Origin of the sequence: Streptomyces sp. NBC_01429, from assembly GCF_036231945.1 — a bacterium.
In the GTDB taxonomy this organism is placed as follows: domain Bacteria; phylum Actinomycetota; class Actinomycetes; order Streptomycetales; family Streptomycetaceae; genus Streptomyces.
The window spans coordinates 4,386,555-4,406,379 of sequence record NZ_CP109599.1 but is presented as its reverse complement, the minus strand read 5'-3'; the positions used below and the strand labels follow the sequence as shown (position 1 = coordinate 4,406,379).

The 19,825-nt window shown below is 73.5% G+C and carries 13 protein-coding genes; 8 read left to right on the top strand and 5 right to left on the bottom strand.

Going from position 1 to position 19,825, the window contains the following annotated elements; genetic code table 11:
• The first annotated feature begins 50 nt into the window (after positions 1-50).
• The 6 genes from OG627_RS19265 to OG627_RS19240 all read left to right on the top strand — a co-directional run bounded on the left by OG627_RS19265 (position 51) and on the right by OG627_RS19240 (position 10,895).
• Positions 51-1,601 carry an ABC transporter substrate-binding protein gene (locus OG627_RS19265; RefSeq protein ID WP_329066755.1) on the top strand — a complete coding sequence of 517 codons (1,551 nt, stop codon included), beginning with the start codon at positions 51-53 and terminating at the stop codon, positions 1,599-1,601.
• A 115-nt stretch (positions 1,602-1,716) separates the two neighbouring features.
• Positions 1,717-3,396: a TIGR02677 family protein gene (locus OG627_RS19260; RefSeq protein ID WP_329066753.1), complete on the top strand. Its 1,680-nt coding sequence runs from the start codon at positions 1,717-1,719 to the stop codon at positions 3,394-3,396.
• Positions 3,393-4,763, top strand: a complete 1,371-nt coding sequence (locus OG627_RS19255; RefSeq protein ID WP_329066751.1) for a TIGR02678 family protein — start codon at positions 3,393-3,395, stop codon at positions 4,761-4,763. The genes OG627_RS19260 and OG627_RS19255 overlap by 4 nt, the downstream gene beginning before the upstream one ends.
• Positions 4,760-9,136, top strand: coding sequence for a TIGR02680 family protein (locus tag OG627_RS19250; protein WP_329066749.1), 4,377 nt, complete (start codon positions 4,760-4,762; stop codon positions 9,134-9,136). Before OG627_RS19255 ends, OG627_RS19250 begins: the two co-directional genes overlap by 4 nt.
• Complete coding sequence (locus OG627_RS19245; RefSeq protein WP_329066747.1) at positions 9,133-10,572, top strand: TIGR02679 family protein; 1,440 nt, start codon at positions 9,133-9,135, stop codon at positions 10,570-10,572. The genes OG627_RS19250 and OG627_RS19245 overlap by 4 nt, the downstream gene beginning before the upstream one ends.
• Positions 10,573-10,604: 32 nt before the next feature.
• Positions 10,605-10,895, top strand: a complete 291-nt coding sequence (locus OG627_RS19240; RefSeq protein WP_329066745.1) for a hypothetical protein — start codon at positions 10,605-10,607, stop codon at positions 10,893-10,895.
• Between the two features lie 28 nt (positions 10,896-10,923).
• Here OG627_RS19240 and tatA read toward each other — a convergent pair whose 3' ends face one another.
• Positions 10,924-11,289, bottom strand: coding sequence for a Sec-independent protein translocase subunit TatA (tatA, locus tag OG627_RS19235; RefSeq protein WP_443073504.1), 366 nt, complete (start codon positions 11,287-11,289; stop codon positions 10,924-10,926).
• 142 nt (positions 11,290-11,431) lie between these two features.
• Here tatA and OG627_RS19230 point away from each other — a divergent pair, with 142 nt between their 5' ends.
• Entirely contained in the window at positions 11,432-13,009 is a 1,578-nt protein-coding gene (locus tag OG627_RS19230) for an LCP family protein (protein WP_329066739.1), read from the top strand.
• On the opposite strand, the gene mgtA is transcribed toward OG627_RS19230, so the two are convergent.
• The 4 genes from mgtA to OG627_RS19210 all read right to left on the bottom strand — a co-directional run bounded on the left by mgtA (position 13,000) and on the right by OG627_RS19210 (position 17,747).
• Positions 13,000-16,002, bottom strand: coding sequence for a magnesium-translocating P-type ATPase (gene mgtA / locus OG627_RS19225; RefSeq protein ID WP_443073503.1), 3,003 nt, complete (start codon positions 16,000-16,002; stop codon positions 13,000-13,002). The genes OG627_RS19230 and mgtA overlap by 10 nt on opposite strands.
• 7 nt (positions 16,003-16,009) lie before the next feature.
• Positions 16,010-16,369, bottom strand: coding sequence for an ArsR/SmtB family transcription factor (locus OG627_RS19220; protein WP_329066738.1), 360 nt, complete (start codon positions 16,367-16,369; stop codon positions 16,010-16,012).
• A 201-nt stretch (positions 16,370-16,570) separates the two neighbouring features.
• Positions 16,571-16,828 carry a twin-arginine translocase TatA/TatE family subunit gene (locus OG627_RS19215; RefSeq protein WP_329066736.1) on the bottom strand — a complete coding sequence of 86 codons (258 nt, stop codon included), beginning with the start codon at positions 16,826-16,828 and terminating at the stop codon, positions 16,571-16,573.
• A gap of 199 nt (positions 16,829-17,027) precedes the next feature.
• On the bottom strand, positions 17,028-17,747 hold the full coding sequence (locus OG627_RS19210; protein ID WP_329066734.1) for a hemerythrin domain-containing protein: 720 nt from the start codon (positions 17,745-17,747) through the stop codon (positions 17,028-17,030).
• A 204-nt stretch (positions 17,748-17,951) separates the two neighbouring features.
• On the opposite strand from OG627_RS19210, the gene OG627_RS19205 reads away from it, so the two are divergent.
• Positions 17,952-19,805, top strand: a complete 1,854-nt coding sequence (locus tag OG627_RS19205; protein WP_329066732.1) for a S9 family peptidase — start codon at positions 17,952-17,954, stop codon at positions 19,803-19,805.
• Positions 19,806-19,825: the final 20 nt, after the last annotated feature.

Here is a 19,825-nt window from a genome sequence, read left to right as displayed (position 1 = left end):
GAGAGCAACAGGCAGAGAGCAGCGGCACGCCGAGAGGAAGCAGCAGCGCCATGACCACGTCGCTCGCAGACGATCTACCCGACGCCAATCCGCCCATTCCGCGATGGCGTTATGTCGCCATCGGGTTTGTCCTCGTCCTGCTCGTCGGCGCCGGTGCCGTCTGGCTCCTGCGGCCGGAGTCCACCGACTGCGCCGAGGGGGTGAAGCGCGTCGAGGCCGGCGACGCCACGCGCTGCGTCGGCCTGACCGACGGCGCGTACCCGTTCACCAAGGATCTGCGCGCTCTGTTCCAGCTGGTCGAGAACGAGAACCGTGAGGTCGACAAGGAGGCCGCCAAAACGGGCGGCACGCCGTACGTCAGCGTCGTCTATCTGATGGGCATGAGCCCCGGTCCCGGCGACAGCAAGAACACCGAGTCCGTACGGCACGAGCTGGAGGGGGCGTACACCGCGCAGCACGAGGCGAACCACGGCCGTTCCCAAGGCCGTTCGCCCAGGATCAAGCTGCTGCTCGCCGACACCGGCAACCGGCCCGAGCAGAACGCGTACACCCTGGGGCAGATCGAGGAGCGCCTGGACGGGGACCGGATCGTCGCGGTCGCCGGGCTCGGCACCAGCCGCATCGACACGAAGGGGATGGTCGCGCGGCTCAACAGCTGGAACATCGCCTCCTTCGGCTCCGTGATCACCGCCGACGAGCTGGAGAAGTCCGACGGTCTGGTGCGGGTGGCGCCGCCCAACGCCGACGAGGCGGCGGCGGCCGTGCAGTTCCTGGGGACCGGGACGTACGCGAAGACGAGGGTGCTCATCGTCAAGGACTCCAACAAGGAGGACCTCTATACGAGGACGCTCGCGGAGAAGTTCGGCGCCGGGTTCCCGGAGGGAAGGCTGGCGGCGGCGGAGCCCATGCAGTACGACTCCTCCAAGACCCGGCTCGCCACCTACTTCAGCAACCAGATGCCGAACCTCTGCCTGGAAAAGCCGGACGTCGTCTACTTCGCGGGCCGGGGACGCGATCTGCCCGACTTCCTGGCCCCGCTCGCCGAGCGCCAGTGCAGCCGGTCCGAGCTGACGGTGCTCTCCGGTGACGACACCTCACAGGTGTTGCAGGCGGACGGTTTCAACGAGGTCAAGCGGTCCCTGCTGAAGGGGAACATCAAGCTCGTCTACACCGGTCTCGCCCACCCCGGCGCGTGGACCAAGGCCCCCCGGTTCTTCGACGTCAACGCGATCGGACCGTTCCTGACCGGCGGCACCTTCAGGACGGCGTTCCGCGACGACAAGCTCGACGACGGCCAGGCCATCATGGGGTACGACGCGGTCCGCACCGCCGTCAAGGCGATCAGGAAGGCCGTCCCTCTGGAGAACTCGAACCAGAAGATCGAGCGCAAGGACGTCATGCAGAACCTGTCCCTTCTTTATGACGCCAACGCCGTGGCCGGGGCGAGCGGATGGATATCCGTGAAGAACAACGGCAGCCCCATGGCCAAGGCCATCCCCATCATCGAGATAGACGGCACCGGCAGCACCACGACCCTCGCCGTCGTCTCCGGCAACGGCACGGGCACTCCGTACGTCCCGAAATCCGCGAACCCCGGATGAGCCGACCGGGCCGGTGAGATGGTCATACGGTCGCGGAGTGTGCGGTTCGCGGGCGCGCGGTGTGGGGTGAGGAAGCCGTTCGCGACTGTCAGTGGCACTGCGTAGCCTCTTCGTCATGCGGGAACCAGCGGCGGACAGCGACGGCTCGTGGGAACGGCTGACCGCGTACACGTATCTCAGTGCTCCGGAGCGGCTGGAGTACGTCGCGGTCATGCGCGTGTTCTGCTCCACGCTGCTGGCGGACCTGGCCGTGCCGGACGTGCTGGCGAAGCTGGCGGACGGCGCCCCCGGCCCGGCGCGGGAGCTGGGGGCCGAGACGCTCACCGCCCGGCTGGAGCAGCTCGTGCGCTGGGGAAACCTGCTGCGCGGCAGCCATACGGTGAAGGCGTCGAGCATCACCGACTACCAGCGGGCCCGCTCCCGCTACCAGTTGTCGAAACTCGGCGAGCGGATCCAGCGCGACGCGGACGAGGTCCTGGCGGGGGCCGACGCGGCGCGCGAGGTGAGCAGCGAGCTGCTGGCGCTGGTCGAGCGCGGGCTGCGCGAGCTGGCCGAGCGGGTGGCGGGTCCGGAGGGCGTGGAGCCGCAGGACGCGCTGGAGCGGGTCAGCACGGTCTTCGTCCAGTTCAGCGAATTCGCCGACTCCGTCAGGGACTTCTACGCGTACCTGGGCCAGGTGCTCGCCCGCTACGACCTGGACGGCGCGGAGTACCAGGGCTTCAAGGAGCTTCTGCTCGACTACGTCGAGGCGATCACGGAGGACGTGTCCTTCCGCGCGCCCCGGATCGCGGCGGTCCTGGAGCTGCTGTGGCCGGAGCTGCCGGGGCTGCTGAAGCGTCTCGACGCGCACGCCGGGGGGCTGTCCGGGGTGGCACCGGGAGGGGGAACCGAGACGCGGGTGCTGCGCAGCCGGGGACGTGAACTGGCCGACTGGGAGGGGCTGCGCGGCTGGTTCACCGATCAGGACGGCATGGGCAGCCAGGTCGACCAGTTGCGGGACGCCACCCTGCGCGCGTTGCAGTCGCTGCTCGCCAACGCGAAGCGCATGCTGCGCTCGGCGTCGGGCGAGATGTCACGGCGCAAGGACCTGCTGCGGCTCGCCCGGTGGTTCGACGAGGCGGCGCCGGAGGAGGCGCACGACATCGCGGTGGCCGCCTTCGGGATGTACGGCGCCCGGCATCTGGGGGTGCCCCCGGCGCCGGACGAGGCGCTGCCCGCGTACACGAGTTGGTGGACGGGACCGGTGGTCGAGGTGCCGGTGGCGCTCCGGGAGCGCGGCAGCCGCGCGCAGCGGGGCCGGGCGTCGGCGGTGGAGGACCACTCGGCGCAGAAGGACCGGCTCCAGCGGGCCGCCCGCGCCGAGGCGGCGGACCGGCGGGCGGCGGCGGACGAACTGCGCAGCGCCTCGGGCCGGTTCGAGAGCGTGGAGCTGACGTCGGCCGCCCTGGCGCTGCTGCTGGAACTGCTGGCGACGGCGCTGGGCAACGCGCGGCTGCACGGCCCGCGCGGGGCTCCCGACACTGCTGGGACTCCGGACAGCGTGGAAGGCACGCACCAGGAACATGGGGAGCACCCGGAATACCGGGAGTACGGGCAGCACGGGCAGTACGCGGACGGGTTCGCCCTGGAGGCGGCCCGCAGCGAGGACGCGGCCCTCGGCGTACGGCTCACCGTCCGCCGGGTCGCGGACACCCGTACGGTGCTGCGCTCGGTCGACGGCGAACTGATCCTGGACGAGCTGGAGCTGAGCGTCGAGGGGACCGTCGACACCCGGGCCGGGGCGGGTTCCTCATGACGCTCCCCTCCGCACACGACGTCGCCCTCGCCGCCGAGCGCCGCAGCGCCGGGCGGCTGCTGCTCGCCCACCCGCTGGTGACGGCCGACGGCCCGTACGCCGAGCTGTTCCCGCTGATCCGCAGGCACGCCGACTGGCTGGTCGGCCGCTTCCAGCAGGTGCTCGGATACCGGCTGCTGGTGGACACCTCGTACGCCCGGCTGTTCAAGGCCGGGCTCGGCCCCGGCTCCGGGCACCGCCTGGAGCGGTCCACCGGGACGCCCTTCACACCGCACACCTACGCCTGTCTCGCCCTGGCGCTCTCCGTCCTGGTGACCGCGCCCGAACAACTGCTGCTGTCCCGGCTCGTCGCCGATGTCAAGGCGGCGGCCGCCGACGCCGGGGTGGAGCTGGAAGGCACCGGCCGGGCGGCGGAGAAGCGGACGCTGGCCGCCGCGCTGCGCCGGCTGGTCGACTGGGGCGTGCTCACGGAGACCGAGGGCAGTGTGGGCGCGGCCGCGCTGGAGGACGGCGGCGAGGCGCTGATCACCGTGGACCGCGAGATCGCCCGCGCCATCGTCGCGGGCCCGCTCACCCAGGCCCGGGACGGCGCCGATCTGGTGCGCCGGGCCGCCGATCCCGGCTTCGGCGGCCCGCGTACGTACGTACGCCGGATGCTCGTCGAGACGCCCGCCGTCTATCTGGACGAGCTGACCGACGCCGAGCGGGACTGGCTGCGGACCCGGCAGCGGCGCGAGGCGCAGGCGTTCTCCGAGCTTCTCGGGCTCGAAGCGGAGATCCGCGGCGAGGGCGTGGCGCTGGTGGATCCGGAGGAGGAACTGACCGATCTGCGGCTGCCGGGCACCGGTACGGTCGCGCAGGCCGCGCTCCTGCTGGTCGAGCGGCTGGTGGAGCGGCTGCGGCCGGACGAGCCCGGGCATCCGGCGACCGGCGGCCGGCTCACCGTCGGGGTGGCCGTCCCGGACGGTCTGGCGGACGCGCTGCTGGCCGAGGTCGTCGCGGAGTACGGCCGGGGCGGCAGCTGGCAGCGCGGCTATCTGGAGGATCCGGCCGCGCTGCGCGAAGCCGTCCTCGACCTCCTGCTCCGGATGCGGCTGATGGCCCGCGCCGGTCCGCCTGAGTCGCTCAGGGCCGGGGGCCACGGTCTGCCGGAGGGGTACGAGGGCGCGCTCCCCGAGGGCCGTTCCGTCATGGAGGTGCACGGCGCCCGTCCGCACGGTGACCGTCCCCTCGGCGCCGAGGGCGCCCCCGACACCGGCTGGGTGCTGCTCGCGGCGGCGGCCCGCTACGCGCCGCGCGTCACCGTCCGTAAGAAGGCGACCGGGCCGGGACCGGACGCCGCCGTACAACAGGAGCTGACGTCATGACCCAGGCCCCGCCGCCCGCGAACACGCCGCCGAGCCCCATCCCCGCACAGCGCTCGACCGGCGCGGACGGCGCGGTCGCCGCCGCCCCCGCCCGCTTCCGGCTCCACCGCGCCGGTATCCGCAACGTCTGGCAGTACGACGAGCAGGAGTTCGCCTTCGGCGACGGGCGGCTGCTGCTGCGCGGCAAGAACGGCGCGGGCAAGTCCAAGGCCCTGGAGATGCTCCTCCCGTACCTGCTGGACGGCGACTCCCGCGCCCTGGACGCCACCGGCACGGGCCGGACGACGCTCGCCTGGCTGATGCTCGACGGATTCGAGCGGACGAACCGGATGGGCTACCTCTGGGTCGAGTTCCGCAGGGCGACGGCCGGCGGCGGCGACAGCTATCTCACCCTCGGCGCCGCCATCCGCGCCTCGCAGTCCACCAAGAGGGCCGTGCCGTCCTTCTTCGTCACCCCGATGCGGGTCGGCGCCGACCTTCATCTGGTGGACGGGGGCAGACCGTTGCCCCTCGACCGTCTCAAAGAGGCCGTCGGCGCGGAGAACGTCACGGACCGCGCCGTCGAGCACCGCTCGCGGGTGGCCCGGGAGCTGTTCGGCATCACCGACACCGCGCGCTACCGCAACCTCACCCAGCTGCTGCACCGGCTGCGGCGCCCCACCGTGGGCGACCGCATCGAGTCCGGCGGGCTCGTCCCGCTGCTCAGCGAGACGCTGCCGGGGCTGGACGACGAGGTCGTGGAGAAGGTGGCGCGCAATCTGCACGACCTGGACGCCGTCCGGGAGGAACTGGGCAGGCTGGAGCGGACCGACACCGCGTTGCGCACCTTCCTCACCACCTACAGCGGCTATCTGACGGGCGTTCTGCTGCGCGGTTCCGAGGGCGTGCGCCAGGAGCTGGACACCCTCGTACAGCGCCGCCGCGAGGCCGGGGACGCCGCGAAGCGGACCGCCGGGCTGCGCGCCCGGGAGGCCGGGGCGGACGAGCGGCTGCTCTCCCTGCGGGAGGAGCGGCGGGCCGCCACCGCCGAACTCGACGCCCTGCGCGCGAGCGAGGGATACCGGAGCGTCGAGGAGCTGTCGGAGCGCCGGAGCACGGTCACGGCGCTGGGCTCCGCGGCCGGTACGGCGTTCGCCGCCCTGATCAGGGCGCACAGCGCCGAGGAGGACGCGGCGGAGCGGCTGGAGCGGGGCGCGCGGCGGCTGGGCGGCAGGCTCGGTGAGCTGGCCACCGAACACCGGACGCTGCTCGCCCAGGCCGAGCGGGCCGGGCTGCCCGTCGCCCACCTGGGCGAGCCGGTCGCCCTGGCGCGTACGGATCTCGCCGGGGCGACGCGCGAGGAGCTGACCGACCCCGACGGCGGCACCAGGACCGTCCGGCACGCGCCGGCCGGCGGGGTCGACGCGGTCGCCGCCGAGCGGGCGCTGCGCGCCTGGCGGGAGCGGCTGGAGGGCGCCAGGACCGTGGCGCGCAACCGGAGCAGGACGGTCCAGGACGTCGCCGGACTGGCCGCGCTGGCGCGCGAGGCGCAGGCGCGGGCGGCGCGCGCGGACGCCGACCGCGAACGGCTGGAGGAGGAGACGGAACAGGCCGCGGGCCGCCTCGCCGAGAGCCGCGAGGCGATCGCCGAGGAGAGCCGCCTCTACGCGCGCGAGGCCGCGTCCTGGGTGCGGCGTGCGGCGGGGGCCGCCGGTCCCGACTGCCCTCCTTTGGAGGGCGTCCTCGCCACCGTGGCCCACGAGACTTCCCCGTACGCGCCGTTCGCGGAGCGCGTGCTGCCCGCCGGGGCGGACACGGCCGTCGAGGAGGCCGCCCGCGCCGCGCTGGATCCGTACGGCGAGGAGCTGACGGCCCGCCGGGACGCGCTCGCCGTCACCGTCAGCCGGTACGAGGAGGAGCGCGACCGGCTGAGCGGGGAGAAGGCCGACTGGGAGCGGCGGACGGATCCGGAGCCGTCCGTTCCGTACCACCGCGCCGCCGGGCGCGCCCCGGGCACCGGAGCGCCGCTGTACCGGCTGGTGGACTTCGTCGAGGGCCTCTCCCCCTCCACCCAGGCGGGGCTGGAGGCCGCTCTGGAGGCGAGCGGGCTGCTGGACGCCTGGGTCCCGGCGGACGGCGCGCTCATCGACCCGCTGACCTGCGACATCCTGATCCGCCACACCCTGCTCCAGCCCGGGGTGCCGGCGCACGGGGGGCCGACGCTGGCCGAGGCGCTGCGGCCGGCCCCGCATCCGGAGAGCGGCGTCAGCGCGGAGCGGGTGGCCCGGGTGCTGGCCGCCGTCGCGCTGGTCCCGGCGGAGGACACCGCCAGGGCGACGGCCGCGACGAGCACCGCGTACTACGACGGCAGTTGGCGGCTCGGCGCCCTGCGCGGCCGCCATATGAAGGACGCCGCGCAGTACGTGGGCGCCGCCGTGCGCGCCGAGACCCGCCGCCGCGGAATCGCGGAGCTGGCGCGGCGGCTCGCTGAGGTGGACCAACTGCTGGCCGCCGACCGGGAGCGGCTGGCCGAGGCCGAGCGGCGCCGCCGCGAACTGGCCCACGCGTGGCGCGAGTTCCCCCGTACCCGACGGCTGGCCGGGGCCTGGACCAGGGCGGAGGGCGACGAGAACGCCGTACGGGAGCTGACCGGCAGGACCGGCCGCGCCGCCCGCGCCGCCGAGGAGGCGCGCACCCGCGCCGTCGCCGCGCGCGGCGAGGCGGAGGCCACCGCCAGCGCCCACGGCCTGCCGACCGATCCCGACGGCCTCGCGCGCGTGGGGACCGCGCTGACCGCGCTGGCCGGCGGCCTCGACCAGCTCGGCCGGGCCGTCGGCGGCACGGCCGAGGGCCTCGGCGGCAGCCGGACCGAACAGGCCGGGTACGAACGGGCCCGCGCGGACCGCTCGGAGACCGAGGGCGAGTACCGGGCCCGCCTCGACGAGCTGCGCCCGGCCCGGCAGGCCCTCCGCACGCTCGAAGAGACCATCGGCTCGGCCAAGGACGAGATCCTGGCCCGCGAGGAGCGGACCGGGCGCCGGATCGCGTCCGCCGTCCGCGCCCTTCCGGTGGCCCGCGCCGCGCTGGACGAGGTGCGCGCGGAGCGGGTGCGCGCGGAGGAGAGCGAGAAGCGCTGCCGTGAGGTGCTGGTGGGCCAGGAGGCCGCCGTCATCGAGGCGGGCGGCCGGCTGCGCGGCGCCCTCGCCCGCCCGGAGGTGGTGCGCGGCGCGGGACTTGAGGGGGTGTCCGGCGCCGGACTCGGGTCCATCGGCGGTACGGCGGCGGGCGCGGCGGAGGGGGCGGGCGGACCGGTGCCGCCGGACGACGCCCCGGGCCGGGCCCTGGACCACGCCCCGGGCGCCGATGTCCGCAGCCGTGTACGGGCCCTGCGCGAGCTGGCCGACACCGTACGGGAGCGGCTGACCCCGCCGAGGCGCGAGGTCTCGGACAGCACCCTGCTCAACCGGCACACGGAGCTGCGCGACCAACTGGCGGGCGGCTACGACGCGCAGCTCGACGAGCGGGACGGGATCAAGATCTGCCGGCTGGTGGACGACCACGGCCACCACGACGTGGCGCTGGTCGGCACGCTGATCGCCGACAAGGCCGCCGAGGCGCGCGGACGGCTCACCGACCGCGAGCGCGAGGTCTTCCGGCGCTTCCTCACCGGCGAGCTCGGCGACCATCTGTCGACCCAGGTGATCGCCGCCGCCCAGCTGGTCGCCGCGCTCAACGACACCCTGCGGACCGTACGGACGTCGCACGGCCTGGGGGTGGAGCTGCGCTGGAAGCTGGACGAGGACGCGGACGCCGACGTCCGCGCGGCGGTCGGACTGCTCAGCAGCCCCTCGGGGCTGCGGACCCGCGAGCAGACCGAGCAGCTCCGCGAGGTGCTGCAACGCCGGATCGAGGAGGCCCGCAGGGCCGATCCGTCGGCCGGTTACGCCGCGCATCTGCGGACCGCGCTGGACTACCGGGACTGGTTCCGCTTCCACACCTTCGTGGTCGAGGACGCGGCCCCGCGCCGCAGGCGCCGGCTCACCGGCCGCACCGGGCTCAGCCAGGGCGAACAGCGCGTGCTGTCCTACCTGGTGCTCTTCGCCGCCGCGGCCGCGCACTTCACCACCCTCGGCGAGTCGGCTCCGCACGCGCCGCGGCTGATCCTGCTGGACGACGCCTTCGCCAAGGTGGACGAGCCCACCCACGGCAGGCTCGGGCGCATCCTGGTCGATCTGGACCTGGACTTCGTCCTGACCAGCGAGCGGCTGATGGGCAACTGGCCGCAGGTGCCCTCCCTGCACATCTACGAGTGCCTGCGCGACCCGCACGTGCGCGGGGTGGCCACACTGCACTACACGTGGAACGGCCACCGGCGGCACCTGGTGTCCTCATGAGCACCGCCCCGGACGGAACCACGCCAGCGCCCGCCTCGCCCGAAGGAACCCCGCCCGCGTCCGCGCGCGCCCTGCCCGACGGGACCCGCGCCTGGCTGGCGGGCCCCGGCCTCGCCCGGCTCTGGGAGGCGGCGCGCGCCCGCCTGGAGCGCAACGGCCTGCGCGCCACCGGCTCGCTGCGCCTGACCGAGCTGGGAGCCCAGGAGAGAACGGCGCTGTCGCAGCTGGTCGGCAACGGCAAGGTCCTCACCGGTACGACGGCCACCGTCGGCCTCGCCGCGCTCGACACGCGGTTGCGCGCCTCGGCCGCCGGGCTCGGCCTGGTGGAGACCCTGGGCGCGCTCGGCCCGCCGCTCACCGACCGCCGGGCGGTGCGGGCGGACGCCGACGCCCGCCGCGCGCGGATCTGGTCGTCGGTGGCGTCGGCCCTGGACGCCTCGCCGCTGGCCGGTGAGGTCTGGGCGCGGGAGTGGTACGAGGGGCTGCGGCGGGCGGGCGTCCCGGCGGGTGTCGAGCCGGACACGGCGACCCGTACGCTCCTCCAGGCGGTGCGGCTGCTGACCGTACTGCTCGCCCCGGCGGAGGCGGTCCCGGCAACGGCGGCCCCGAAGGCGGCGCTCCCGGAGCAGTCCGGGGCCGGACCGGCGCGCGATCCCCGGACCGCCCGGACCTCCCCGGGCACCCGGACCTCCCGGGGCAGGGGTGAACTCGCCGCCGAGGCCACGGGATCCGCGCACGGACTGGACGACGGCACCTGGCTCTCCCGGCTCGTCCAGCGCGGCATCGCCCTCGCCCACGGCGCCGCCCTCCCCGACAGCGCGGCCGAGCGGCGCGCGCTGTGGCGCCTGGCGGGGGTGGCGCCGGACGAGATATCCAGCACCGTGCTCGCGTACGGGCTGCGCCCAGAAGGCGGCGGCTGGCGCGAACAGGCGCTGCGCGAAAGGGCCGTGCACCACGCGGAGGCCCAGCTCACCCTGCGCGAGCTGCGCGCGCTGCGGCTGTCGCTGCCGGCCGGCACGCTGGTCCGGATCTGCGAGAACCCGCGCGTGGTGGAGGCCGCCGCCGACGCGGGCTGCGGCCGGCCGCTCGTCTGCACCTCCGGCAGCGCCACGACGGCCGTCCTCACGCTGCTCGACGCGCTCGCCGCCACCGGCTGCCGCTTCGCGTACCACGGCGACTTCGACTGGCCGGGGATCGCGCTGGCCAACCGGATCATGCGGCGGTACGACGCGCGGCCCTGGCGGCTGCTCGCCGGGGACTACGAGCTTCTGGCGGCCCGCGCCGCCGAGCGGGGCATCCCGCCGCTGCCGCTCGCGGGGCCCCGGGTCGGCGCGGAGTGGGATCCTGACCTGGCCCCGGCGATGTCCGCGCACGGGGTCGCGCTCCACGAGGAAGCCACCCTCGAACCGCTGGTGAACGATCTGAAGTGGCTATAGTTCAAAGATTGCGCAACCTTTAAAGTGTTGTCATGGGATATGAAGCCAGGGCGCACACGACGACGCAAGGGCAGCAGACACACGGATCGTCGGGAACGACGACGACAGAGACCGCATGGGAGATCGCCGTACTCGACGGCGGCCCCGCGGACGGGGTACGGATGCGGGTCGCCGACCGGCCGTCCGTAGTACAGGTGACGTACCCCTGCGAACTGGACGGACCGGCGGGCGGCGCACAGGTCGACGCGCTCTTCGTCTACCGGCGCGACCTGCGCGTGCAGGGCGAGCCACTGCGGTACGGGGTAGACCTGGCCAGCCCTTGACGCGCACCGCCGGACCGGGCGCGCGGCTTCAGCGCTGCGCGCCCGGGGTGACGGGAGCGTCGGTCACCACGGCGGTCACAGGAGTCACGGGGGCCGCGGGGGCCGCGGGCGTCGTCACGCCCGCGGACGATCCGGGAGCGTCCGCGGCCACGGACGCCTCAGCGGCAGCAGCGGCGGGAGCGGTCGGAGCGGGGGCAGGGGCGGCAGCGGGGGCAGGCGCGGCAGCGGGGGCAGGGGCGGCGGCGGATCCGCCGCCCTCCTCCTTCATCGCCATGGCCTCGCTCTTGAGGATGCGCATGGACTTGCCCAGGGCACGGGCGGAATCCGGAAGCTTCTTCGAGCCGAACAGGACGATGATCACGACGGCCACGACCAGCAGGTGCCATGGCTCCAACCCGTTACGCAACATTTTTCGCCTCGCCTTCCTCTCGTTGAAACCTGGAGGCAACCAACCCAGCGGCCGCACCCATCAATAAAGTTGCTACATTGCGCAACTGTACAACCATGGGGTCGGCCGGAGGGATGAGGGCGCACATATGGCAGGCAGCCGCCAGGACACGGCATCCGCGCGTCGCGGCGACGCTGGACGCGCCGACGCGCGCCGCGCCAACGCCCGTTCCGCGGCCTCCCGCAGACGAAAGAAGCGCGGCGGCAAGCTCCGGCTCACGCTCGCGATAACCCTGTCCCTTCTCGTGCTCGCCGCGTCGGGGGCCGGCTGGGTCTACTTCAAGCTCAGCGGCAACATCGAGACCTTCAGTGCCGACGGCCTCTCCGACAACCGGCCCGAGGCCACGACGAAGGGACAGAACGTCCTCGTCATCGGCTCGGACGCGCGGACCGAGGGGAACAGCGCGCTCGGCGGCGGTGACAAGGAGGATGTCGGCCGCTCCGACACCGCTTTCCTGCTGCATGTCTACGCGGATGGAAAGCACGCCGTCGCCGTCTCCGTACCGCGCGACACGCTGCTGGACATACCGCCCTGCCAGCTGCCCGACGGGAGCTGGACGAAGGAACAGACGAACGCCATGTTCAACGCGGCGTTCTCCGTCGGGCAGACCGCCAAGGGAAACCCGGCCTGCACCCAGAACACCATCGAGAAGCTCACCGGACTCCGCGTCGACCACACGATCGTCGTCGACTTCAAGGGCTTCGCGAGGATGACCGAGGTCGTCGGCGGTGTGCGGGTCTGTCTGCCGACGGACCTCTACCAGCGGGACCTCAACCCCAACCGCGCCACCAAGGGCGACCTCATCTTCAAGCAGGGCGTCCAGAAGGTCTCCGGCGCCAAGGCGCTGGACTACGTGCGGATCCGGCACGGCATCGGCGACGGCTCCGACATCGGGCGGATCAAGCGCCAGCAGGCGTTCGTGGGAAGCCTGATCAAGCAGGTCAAGGACGACGGACTCACCCCGACCAAGCTGCTGCCGCTGGCCAACGCAGCCACCGAGTCCATGACCGTCGACCCGGAGCTGGGCACCGCCGACAAACTGATCAGCTTCATGATGGGGCTGAAGAGCATCGACCTGCACAACACGAAGTTCATCACGATCCCCTGGCGCTACCAGGGCGCGCGCGTCGCCATCGTCGAACCGGACGCCTCGCAGCTCTGGGCGGCGCTCAAGGCGGACCGTACGGTCGACGGCACGGACGCCAGCGGCAAGGGCAAGAAGTCGAAGTCGTCCACCGAGCCCTCCCCCTCGCAGAGCACGTCGCCGAAGGTGTCGGGCGACGGTGTCGCCGTCGCCGTCTACAACGGCACGGAGGTCACCGGACTGGCCGCGCGCGGCGGCAGGATCCTCATGGACCACGGCTTCACGCTCACCGGAACCGCGACGGCGAGCACCCAGGACTACGACGCCACCGTGATCGAGTACGGCCCCGGCGAAGACACGCAGGCCAAGACGACGGCGCGGCTCTTCCCCGGCGCGAAGCTCCAGCAGGCGACGGCGCCGGGCATCAACGTCATCGTCGGTTCGGCGTTCGCCAACGACCCGACGGCCGGTCCCGCCGCCGCCGAGCCCGACCCGAGCGAGAGCGCTTCCGTGCCCTCGGCCGTGGCGGACGACGCGCGTTCGGCGGACGACGACCCGTGCTCGAACCTGTCCTACGGCTGAGCGGAGGAAGCGGAGGACGCGGAGGACGCGGAGGATATGGAGGGCGCCGAGCCGGCCGGGGCGCCCTCCCGTATCGCCGCCCCGACCGCCCCCACCGCGTCGACCGCACCGGCGTCCCCGGCCGACCCGATCGCCTCGGCGGCATCGGCCGCCTCCCGAGCCGCGTGGCGCCGTTCGTGGCGCCCCTTGGCGACGACCAGCCCGACCGCGTACAGCGCGAGCACGGCGGCCAGCAGGACGTAGTACACGGCGGGCAGCGCGGGCATGCCCAGCGCCGGGCCGAACGGGGACAGCGGCAGCAGGATCCCGGTCACGGCGAGCCCGGCGGCGGCCCAGCGCACCGGGCTCGGCGCCCGGCGCCGCTCGGAGCCCTCGCGCGGGCGCCCCAGCACCGTACGCCGCACCCCCGTCCGCAGGAGCAGCATCACCAGGGCCTGGGTCAGCAGGTTCTCGGTGAACCAGCCTGAGTGGAAGGCGGCCTGGCTGTCGATCCCCGATCCGGCCGCCGTGTGCAGCGCCAGCGCGAGCACCGCGAAGGTCGCCATGTCGGCGGTGGCGTTGATCAGACCGAAGCGGGTGATGAAGCGCAGGAACGCCCGCGAGCGCAGCTCGCTCGGCCGGCGCAGCGTCTCGGGCGTGGGCCGGTCGTAGGCGAAGGCGAGCTGCGCGGCGTCGAAGCACAGGTTCTGTACGAGCACCTGGACCGGGAGCATCGGCAGGAAGGGCAGCAGCAGCCCGGCGACGAGCATCGCTATGACGTTGCCGAGGTTGGAGGAGAGCGTTATCCGCAGATAGGTGGCGATGTTGCCGCTGGAGTGGCGTCCGGCGGTGATCGCGTGGTCGATCGCGGTGAGGTCCTTCTTCGCGAGGACGACATCGGTCGACTCGCGGACGACGTCGACGGCGTCGCGCGGACAGATTCCGACATCGGCGGCGTACAGCGCGGGCAGATCGTTGACGCCGTCACCGAGGAACCCGGTGGTGTGCCCGGTGGCGCGCACCACGGCGACGATGCGGGCCTTGTGCTCGGGGGTGCAGCGGGCGAAGACGGTGGTGCGCCGGGCGAGGGCGGACAGTTCGGTGTCGGTGAGCGCGTCGGTCCGGTCGGCGGTGACGACCTCGCCGGGCCCCAGACCGAGGTCCAGGCAGGCGCGGGCGGCCGTGCCGGGGTGGTCACCGGTGAGGATCTTGACGCTCACGCCGCGCTCGTCGAAGACCTTCAGCGCGTCGGCGGCGGTGGGGGCGAGGGCGTCGTGGAGGGCGACGAAGCCCAGGAAGTCGAGACCGCGCTCGTCGGCCGGCGTGTAGTCGCGGTGGCGGGCGGGCCGCTCGGCGACGGCGACCGCGAGCAGCCGCAGGCCGCTGTCCGCCTCGCGTGCGGCGAGCGCGGTGAGCCGGGCCCGTTCCTCCTCGTCCAGCGCGCACCGCTGGAGTACGTCGGCGACCGCGCCCTTGACGACCAGGGTGTGGGTGCCGAGGCGGCCGGGCCGCCGGACGACGGCGGTGGACAGCCGCCGCAGCGGATCGAAGGGGAGGGCCGCGACGCCCTCGGCGCCCTCGGTGGCGGCGTCCTCGCCCACGGCGGCGAGGATCGCGCCGTCCAGGGCGTCGGGGGCGGGCAGGTCGGCCAGTTGCAGCGTCCACCAGGCGTTGACCGCGGCCCAGCGCAGCACCTCGGGATCGGGATTGCCCTGCGCGTCCATCGCACGGTCGACCACGGGCCGGTCCTGGGTGAGCGTGCCCGTCTTGTCGAGGAACAGCACGTCGACCGCGCCCAGATCGTGCAGCGCGGGCAGGCGCTTGACGATGACGCTGTGGGCGCGGGCGAGGCGGGCCGCGCCACGGGCCAGGGCGGTGGTGACGATGACGGGCAGCATCTCGGGGGTCAGTCCGACCGCGACCGCCACCGCGAAGGGCAGCGTCTCCAGGCCGCGCCCGCGCAGGGCGGCGTTGGCCATGAGGACGAGGGGCGGGGTCAGCAGCATGAAGCGGATGAGGACCCATGAGATCCCGTTCACCGACCGGTCGAACGCGCTGGGCGGGCGCCGCCCCGGCCGCCGGCGCGCGGCGCCGAACCGCGTGTGCGCCCCGGTCGCGAAGACGACGGCGGTGCCGCTGCCCGAGGCCACGCTGCTGCCCTGGAAACACAGCTGGGGCTGGGCGAACACCCCGGCGAAGGCGGAGGAGGGCACCGGAGCGACCGGTTCCGCCGGACCTGCCTCGCCTGCCGCGCCTGCCGCGCCTGCCGGTCCCACGGGTCCCGCCCGGCCTGCCGGTTGGGCCGGTTCCACGGGTCCCACGGGTCCCACGGGTCCCGCCGGTCCCACCAGTCCCACCGGCCCTGGCGCGTCCACGGCGTACTTGGCGACCGGGGCCGACTCCCCCGTGAGCGGCGCCTGATGTACGGTCAGGCCGCTCGCGCGCAGCAGCCGTACGTCGGCGGGGACCAGATCGCCGGGCCCGAGGCGGATCACATCGCCGGGCACGAGCTGGTCGACGGGGATCTCCCGGGGCTCGTCCCTGCGCGTCACGGTCGCTGTCGTCGCCACCAGTTCGCGCAGCCCGGCCATGGAACGGTCGGCGCGGTGCTCGCCGGACGAGCGCAGCAGGCAGCTGACCGCGACCAGCGACAGGATGACCAGGGCCGTGCCCCAGGCGGCCACACCGGCGGACACCAGACCGAGACAGAGCAGTACGGCGGTGAACGGGTCCCGCAGGCTCCACAGGAACCGGCGCGGCCAGGACGCCGTACGCCACTCGGGCACCGCGTTCTCGCCGTGGCGCAGCAGTCGCTCCTCGGCCTGCGCCTCCGTGAGACCGCGCGGGCCGCTGTCGAGGTGCCGCAGTATCTGGAGGGCGGTGAGCCCGGTCAGATCCGGTGTGCCGTCGGGGCTGCGGGGCCATGCCCGCCGGTCGTCAGGACCGGCGGGAGCGCCGGGCGGCGGCGCGCCGGTCCCCGGCACCACAGGTTCGGGTACGGCGGACTCGGGCACGACGGACTCACACGCCGACGTCGCTGATCCGGCGCGGGCCGGGGGTGTGCGCGGCGCGGTCGGTGAGCTGTCCGACCATCAGCCGGACCACGGTCACGACATCGGAGTCGTCCACGAAGTAGACCTGCCGGCGGCCCTCGCGCCGGGAGCGGACGAGCCCGGCCAGCTTGAGCTTGGTCAGATGCTGGCTCACGGCGGGCAGCGCACCGCCGACCCGCTCCGCGAGCCCGGTCACATCGCTCTCGCCCTGCGACAGCACCCAGACGATGTGCAGCCGCGCGGACGACGCCAGCAGCCCGAACGCGGCAGCCGCCTCCGCCAGCACCTCGACGGGGGGATCCCCGAAGCCGCCGACATCTGCCGTCACATCGCTCTCCCGTTCCCACGCGGACCGTCGGCCCGTATCCGTATCCCTGAATCCTGCTGAACCAGGCGATTCAGTCTAGGGGCACCCTGTGCGCCGGAAGCCGCGCATCGGCCACAGCGGGCGACGGACCGACCCCGGCCGGTGGCGGGGGCGGCGGCTTTCAGGGACGGGCTTTTCGAAGAACGACGCTTTCAGGTGAGGTCAGGAGGAGCGCGTGGGCGGCTGGTCCCGGTCGACGATCGTGCCGGTGACGATACGGCGCCCGGCCTGCGGCTCGCCCGGACGCACGGAGCCCGTCGGGACGCCGTCGGCCTTCCCGTCCTCCTTGAGCGCGGCCTTCTCGCTCTTGAGGATGCGCGCGGCCTTGCCCGCCGAGCGGGTCAGCTCGGGCAGCTTCTTCACCCCGACGATCACGAAGATGACGAGAAGAATCAGGGCCAGCTCACTGAAGCCGAACATCAGGTCTGCTCTCTCCCGGGGACGGACGGGGTCCGGTGAATCCGATGGATCGCACAAACCTCATGGATCTCATGCGGAAACATCAGGTGATACCCCTCAATGTCTTCATCTACCGCGCTATCCGTATCTACAGCGCTGTAGAAGTATCCCGCACGACCTCCCCGGCCAACAAGCCCGCTTCCGGTCGGGCTACCGCGGCCTACCGCGCCCCTTCCAGCTCGGAGACGCCGAGCGCCCTCTTGACGGATCGGTAACGCGCCAGCAGCACCGGGCGCAGCAACCGCACGGACGCCGGGAAATTACTCATCAGGGCCGTGTGGCCCGGCAGCCGGTCCGGGTCCTCCAGCAGCCCGAACACCAGATGCGGGCCGGTGCGCGGAGCGCTCTGGAGGATCGCGCAGCGCAGTCGCGCGACATCGCGGTCCGGCACCCTCGGGATCAGCTCCAGCAGAACCGGCTCCTCCTCGTCGAAGTGCCTGTTCACCAGGGTCTGTACGCGCTGCGCGGAGGGCAGCCCCGACATCGTGGCCTGGCTGATGATCGCCAGGGCCTCGGCACGCCCGCCGGTCACCTCGCGGGCGGCGATCGCGTTGACCGACCGGTCGAGCGCGTGCAGCTCGGCTTCGAGCGCGTCGCGCTCGGCCACCGTCCGGTCGAGTTCGGCGACGGGACCGGGAAACAGCTCGCGCAGCACCGGCCAGAAGAGCCTGACCTCGCTCGCGCGCTGCCCGCCGACGAAGTCGATCAGCCAGCGGGTGGTCGCGATCAGTGTTCTGACGTCGACGGGCTCTCCGTCGGCGAGACGGGTGAAGGCGGTGACGACCAGGGCGGCACCGCGGCGCATGAGCGTATGCCCGGCCACCAGTTCCTCGTGGATACGGGAACGTTCGGCCTTGAGCGCGGGTGAAACAGCCATCATGTCCCTTCCTTCGCGCGGTACGGCACGAGGAGGCGAAAGCGCTCCGGGACGAGGGCACCTCTCTCCCCCAGAGATGCCCGGTGAGAGATCACCTCACACCTCGATCGCACGTCGAACGGGCCGGTGGGAGCGGGATCGCCGAAGTTATCCACAGGCTGGGGCCGACGCGAACGCGATGTCAGGCCCCGGGCGCAGAATGGGGTCATGACTGAGATCACCGATGCGACGCAGGATCCGATGCCGGAGTGGGAGAAGCGCTTCCGGGCGCCGCGGGTTTCGCTGCCCGACTGGGCGGAGGACGCGCCCGCGCGGTCGCTGTTCGTGTCCAACGCGACAGGGACGTACGAGCTGTACGCGTGGGATCGCGCGACCGGCGAGCAGCGCCAGGTGACCGACCGGCCGAACGGGACGACGGACGGCACGCTCTCTCCGGACGGCGAGTGGATCTGGTGGTTCTCGGACACGGACGGGGACGAGTTCGGCGTCTGGATGCGCCAGCCCTTCCTGGCCGAGGCCCCGGCCACCGGCCAGGACGCCACCGCGCCCGAGGACGCCACCGGCCGGGACGAGCCGGCGACTCCGGGGCTCGCCCCCTCCTATCCGGCCGGACTCGCCCTCGGCCGGGACGGCACGGCGGTCGTCGGGCGGTCGACCGACGAGGACGGCTCGACGGTGCATGTCGTGCGGCCCGGGGAGCAGCCCGTCGAGATCTACCGGCACCGGCAGTCGGCCGGGGTCGGGGACCTCTCCCACGACGGCACACTGCTCGCGATCGAGCACACCGAGCACGGGGACGCGATGCACTCCGCGCTGCGGGTGCTGCGGCTGGACGGCTCGGTGGTGGGCGAGCTGGACGACACCGAGGGCGGCACCCGTGAGCTGGGCCTTGAGGTGCTGGGCTTCGCCCCGGTGGACGGGGACCCCAGGCTGCTCATCGGCCATCAGCGCCGGGGCCGCTGGGAGCCCGCCGTCTGGAATCCGCTGACCGGCGAGGAGACCGACCTCGCTATCGAGCTGCCGGGCGACGTCAACGCCGAGTGGTATCCGGACGGGTCGGAGCTGCTGGTCTCGCACAGTTTCGAGGCCCGTGGCGAGCTGTGGCGCTACGACTTCGCCAAGAGCGCGCTGATCCAGGTGGAGACCCCGACCGGGACGGTGTCCGGGGCGACCGCCCGGCCGGACGGCAGCGTCGAGTATCTGTGGTCGTCGTCGGCCAGGCCGCCGGAGGTGCGGTCCACGGCGGGCGGGGTCGTCCTCGATCCGCCGGGGATGCGGGCGCCCGCCTCTGTGCCGGTGGAGGACGCCTGGGCCGAGGGGCCCGGCGGCCGGGTGCACGCGCTGGTGCAACGGCCGGCCGGCAAGGGGCCCTTCCCCACGGTCTTCGAGATCCACGGCGGCCCGACCTGGCACGACAGCGACGCGTTCGCCGCGGGCCCGGCCGCCTGGGTCGACCACGGTTTCGCGGTCGTCCGGGTCAACTACCGGGGGTCGACGGGCTACGGCCGGGAGTGGACGGACGCCCTCAAGCACCGGATCGGGCTGATCGAGCTGGAGGACATCGCGGCGGTCCGCGAGTGGGCGGTCGACTCCGGTCTGGCCGACCCGTCGAAGCTGGTCCTGGCGGGCGGCTCGTGGGGCGGCTACCTCACGCTGCTCGGCCTCGGCACCCAGCCGGACAGCTGGGCCGTGGGGCTCGCCGCGGTCCCGGTCGCCGACTATGTGACGGCGTACCACGACGAGATGGAAGCCCTGAAGGCGATGGACCGCACCCTGCTGGGCGGCACGCCCGAGGAGGTGCCCGAGCGCTTCGAGGCGTCGTCCCCGCTGACGTACGTCGACGCGGTGAAGGCCCCGGTCTACATCTCGGCGGGCGTCAACGACCCGCGCTGCCCGATCCGCCAGGTGGAGAACTACGTGGACCGGCTCGCGGCCAGGGACGCGGTCCACGAGGTGTACCGCTACGACGCGGGGCACGGCTCGCTGGTGGTGGAGGAGCGCATCAAGCAGGTCAGGCTGGAGTTGGACTTCGCGAGGAGGCACCTCGGACTGGACGGGTGACCCGTCCCCGACCGGTCCCC

Coding starts and splice junctions, on each gene's coding strand:
- OG627_RS19230 (WP_329066739.1), top strand. CDS start 11,432: ATGGCAGGCAGCCGCCAGGACACGGCATCCGCGCGTCGCGGCGACGCT.
- OG627_RS19265 (WP_329066755.1), top strand. CDS start 51: ATGACCACGTCGCTCGCAGACGATCTACCCGACGCCAATCCGCCCATT.
- OG627_RS19255 (WP_329066751.1), top strand. CDS start 3,393: ATGACGCTCCCCTCCGCACACGACGTCGCCCTCGCCGCCGAGCGCCGC.
- OG627_RS19250 (WP_329066749.1), top strand. CDS start 4,760: ATGACCCAGGCCCCGCCGCCCGCGAACACGCCGCCGAGCCCCATCCCC.
- OG627_RS19260 (WP_329066753.1), top strand. CDS start 1,717: ATGCGGGAACCAGCGGCGGACAGCGACGGCTCGTGGGAACGGCTGACC.
- OG627_RS19245 (WP_329066747.1), top strand. CDS start 9,133: ATGAGCACCGCCCCGGACGGAACCACGCCAGCGCCCGCCTCGCCCGAA.
- OG627_RS19210 (WP_329066734.1), bottom strand. CDS start 17,747: ATGATGGCTGTTTCACCCGCGCTCAAGGCCGAACGTTCCCGTATCCAC.
- OG627_RS19215 (WP_329066736.1), bottom strand. CDS start 16,828: ATGTTCGGCTTCAGTGAGCTGGCCCTGATTCTTCTCGTCATCTTCGTG.
- OG627_RS19205 (WP_329066732.1), top strand. CDS start 17,952: ATGACTGAGATCACCGATGCGACGCAGGATCCGATGCCGGAGTGGGAG.
- OG627_RS19240 (WP_329066745.1), top strand. CDS start 10,605: ATGGGATATGAAGCCAGGGCGCACACGACGACGCAAGGGCAGCAGACA.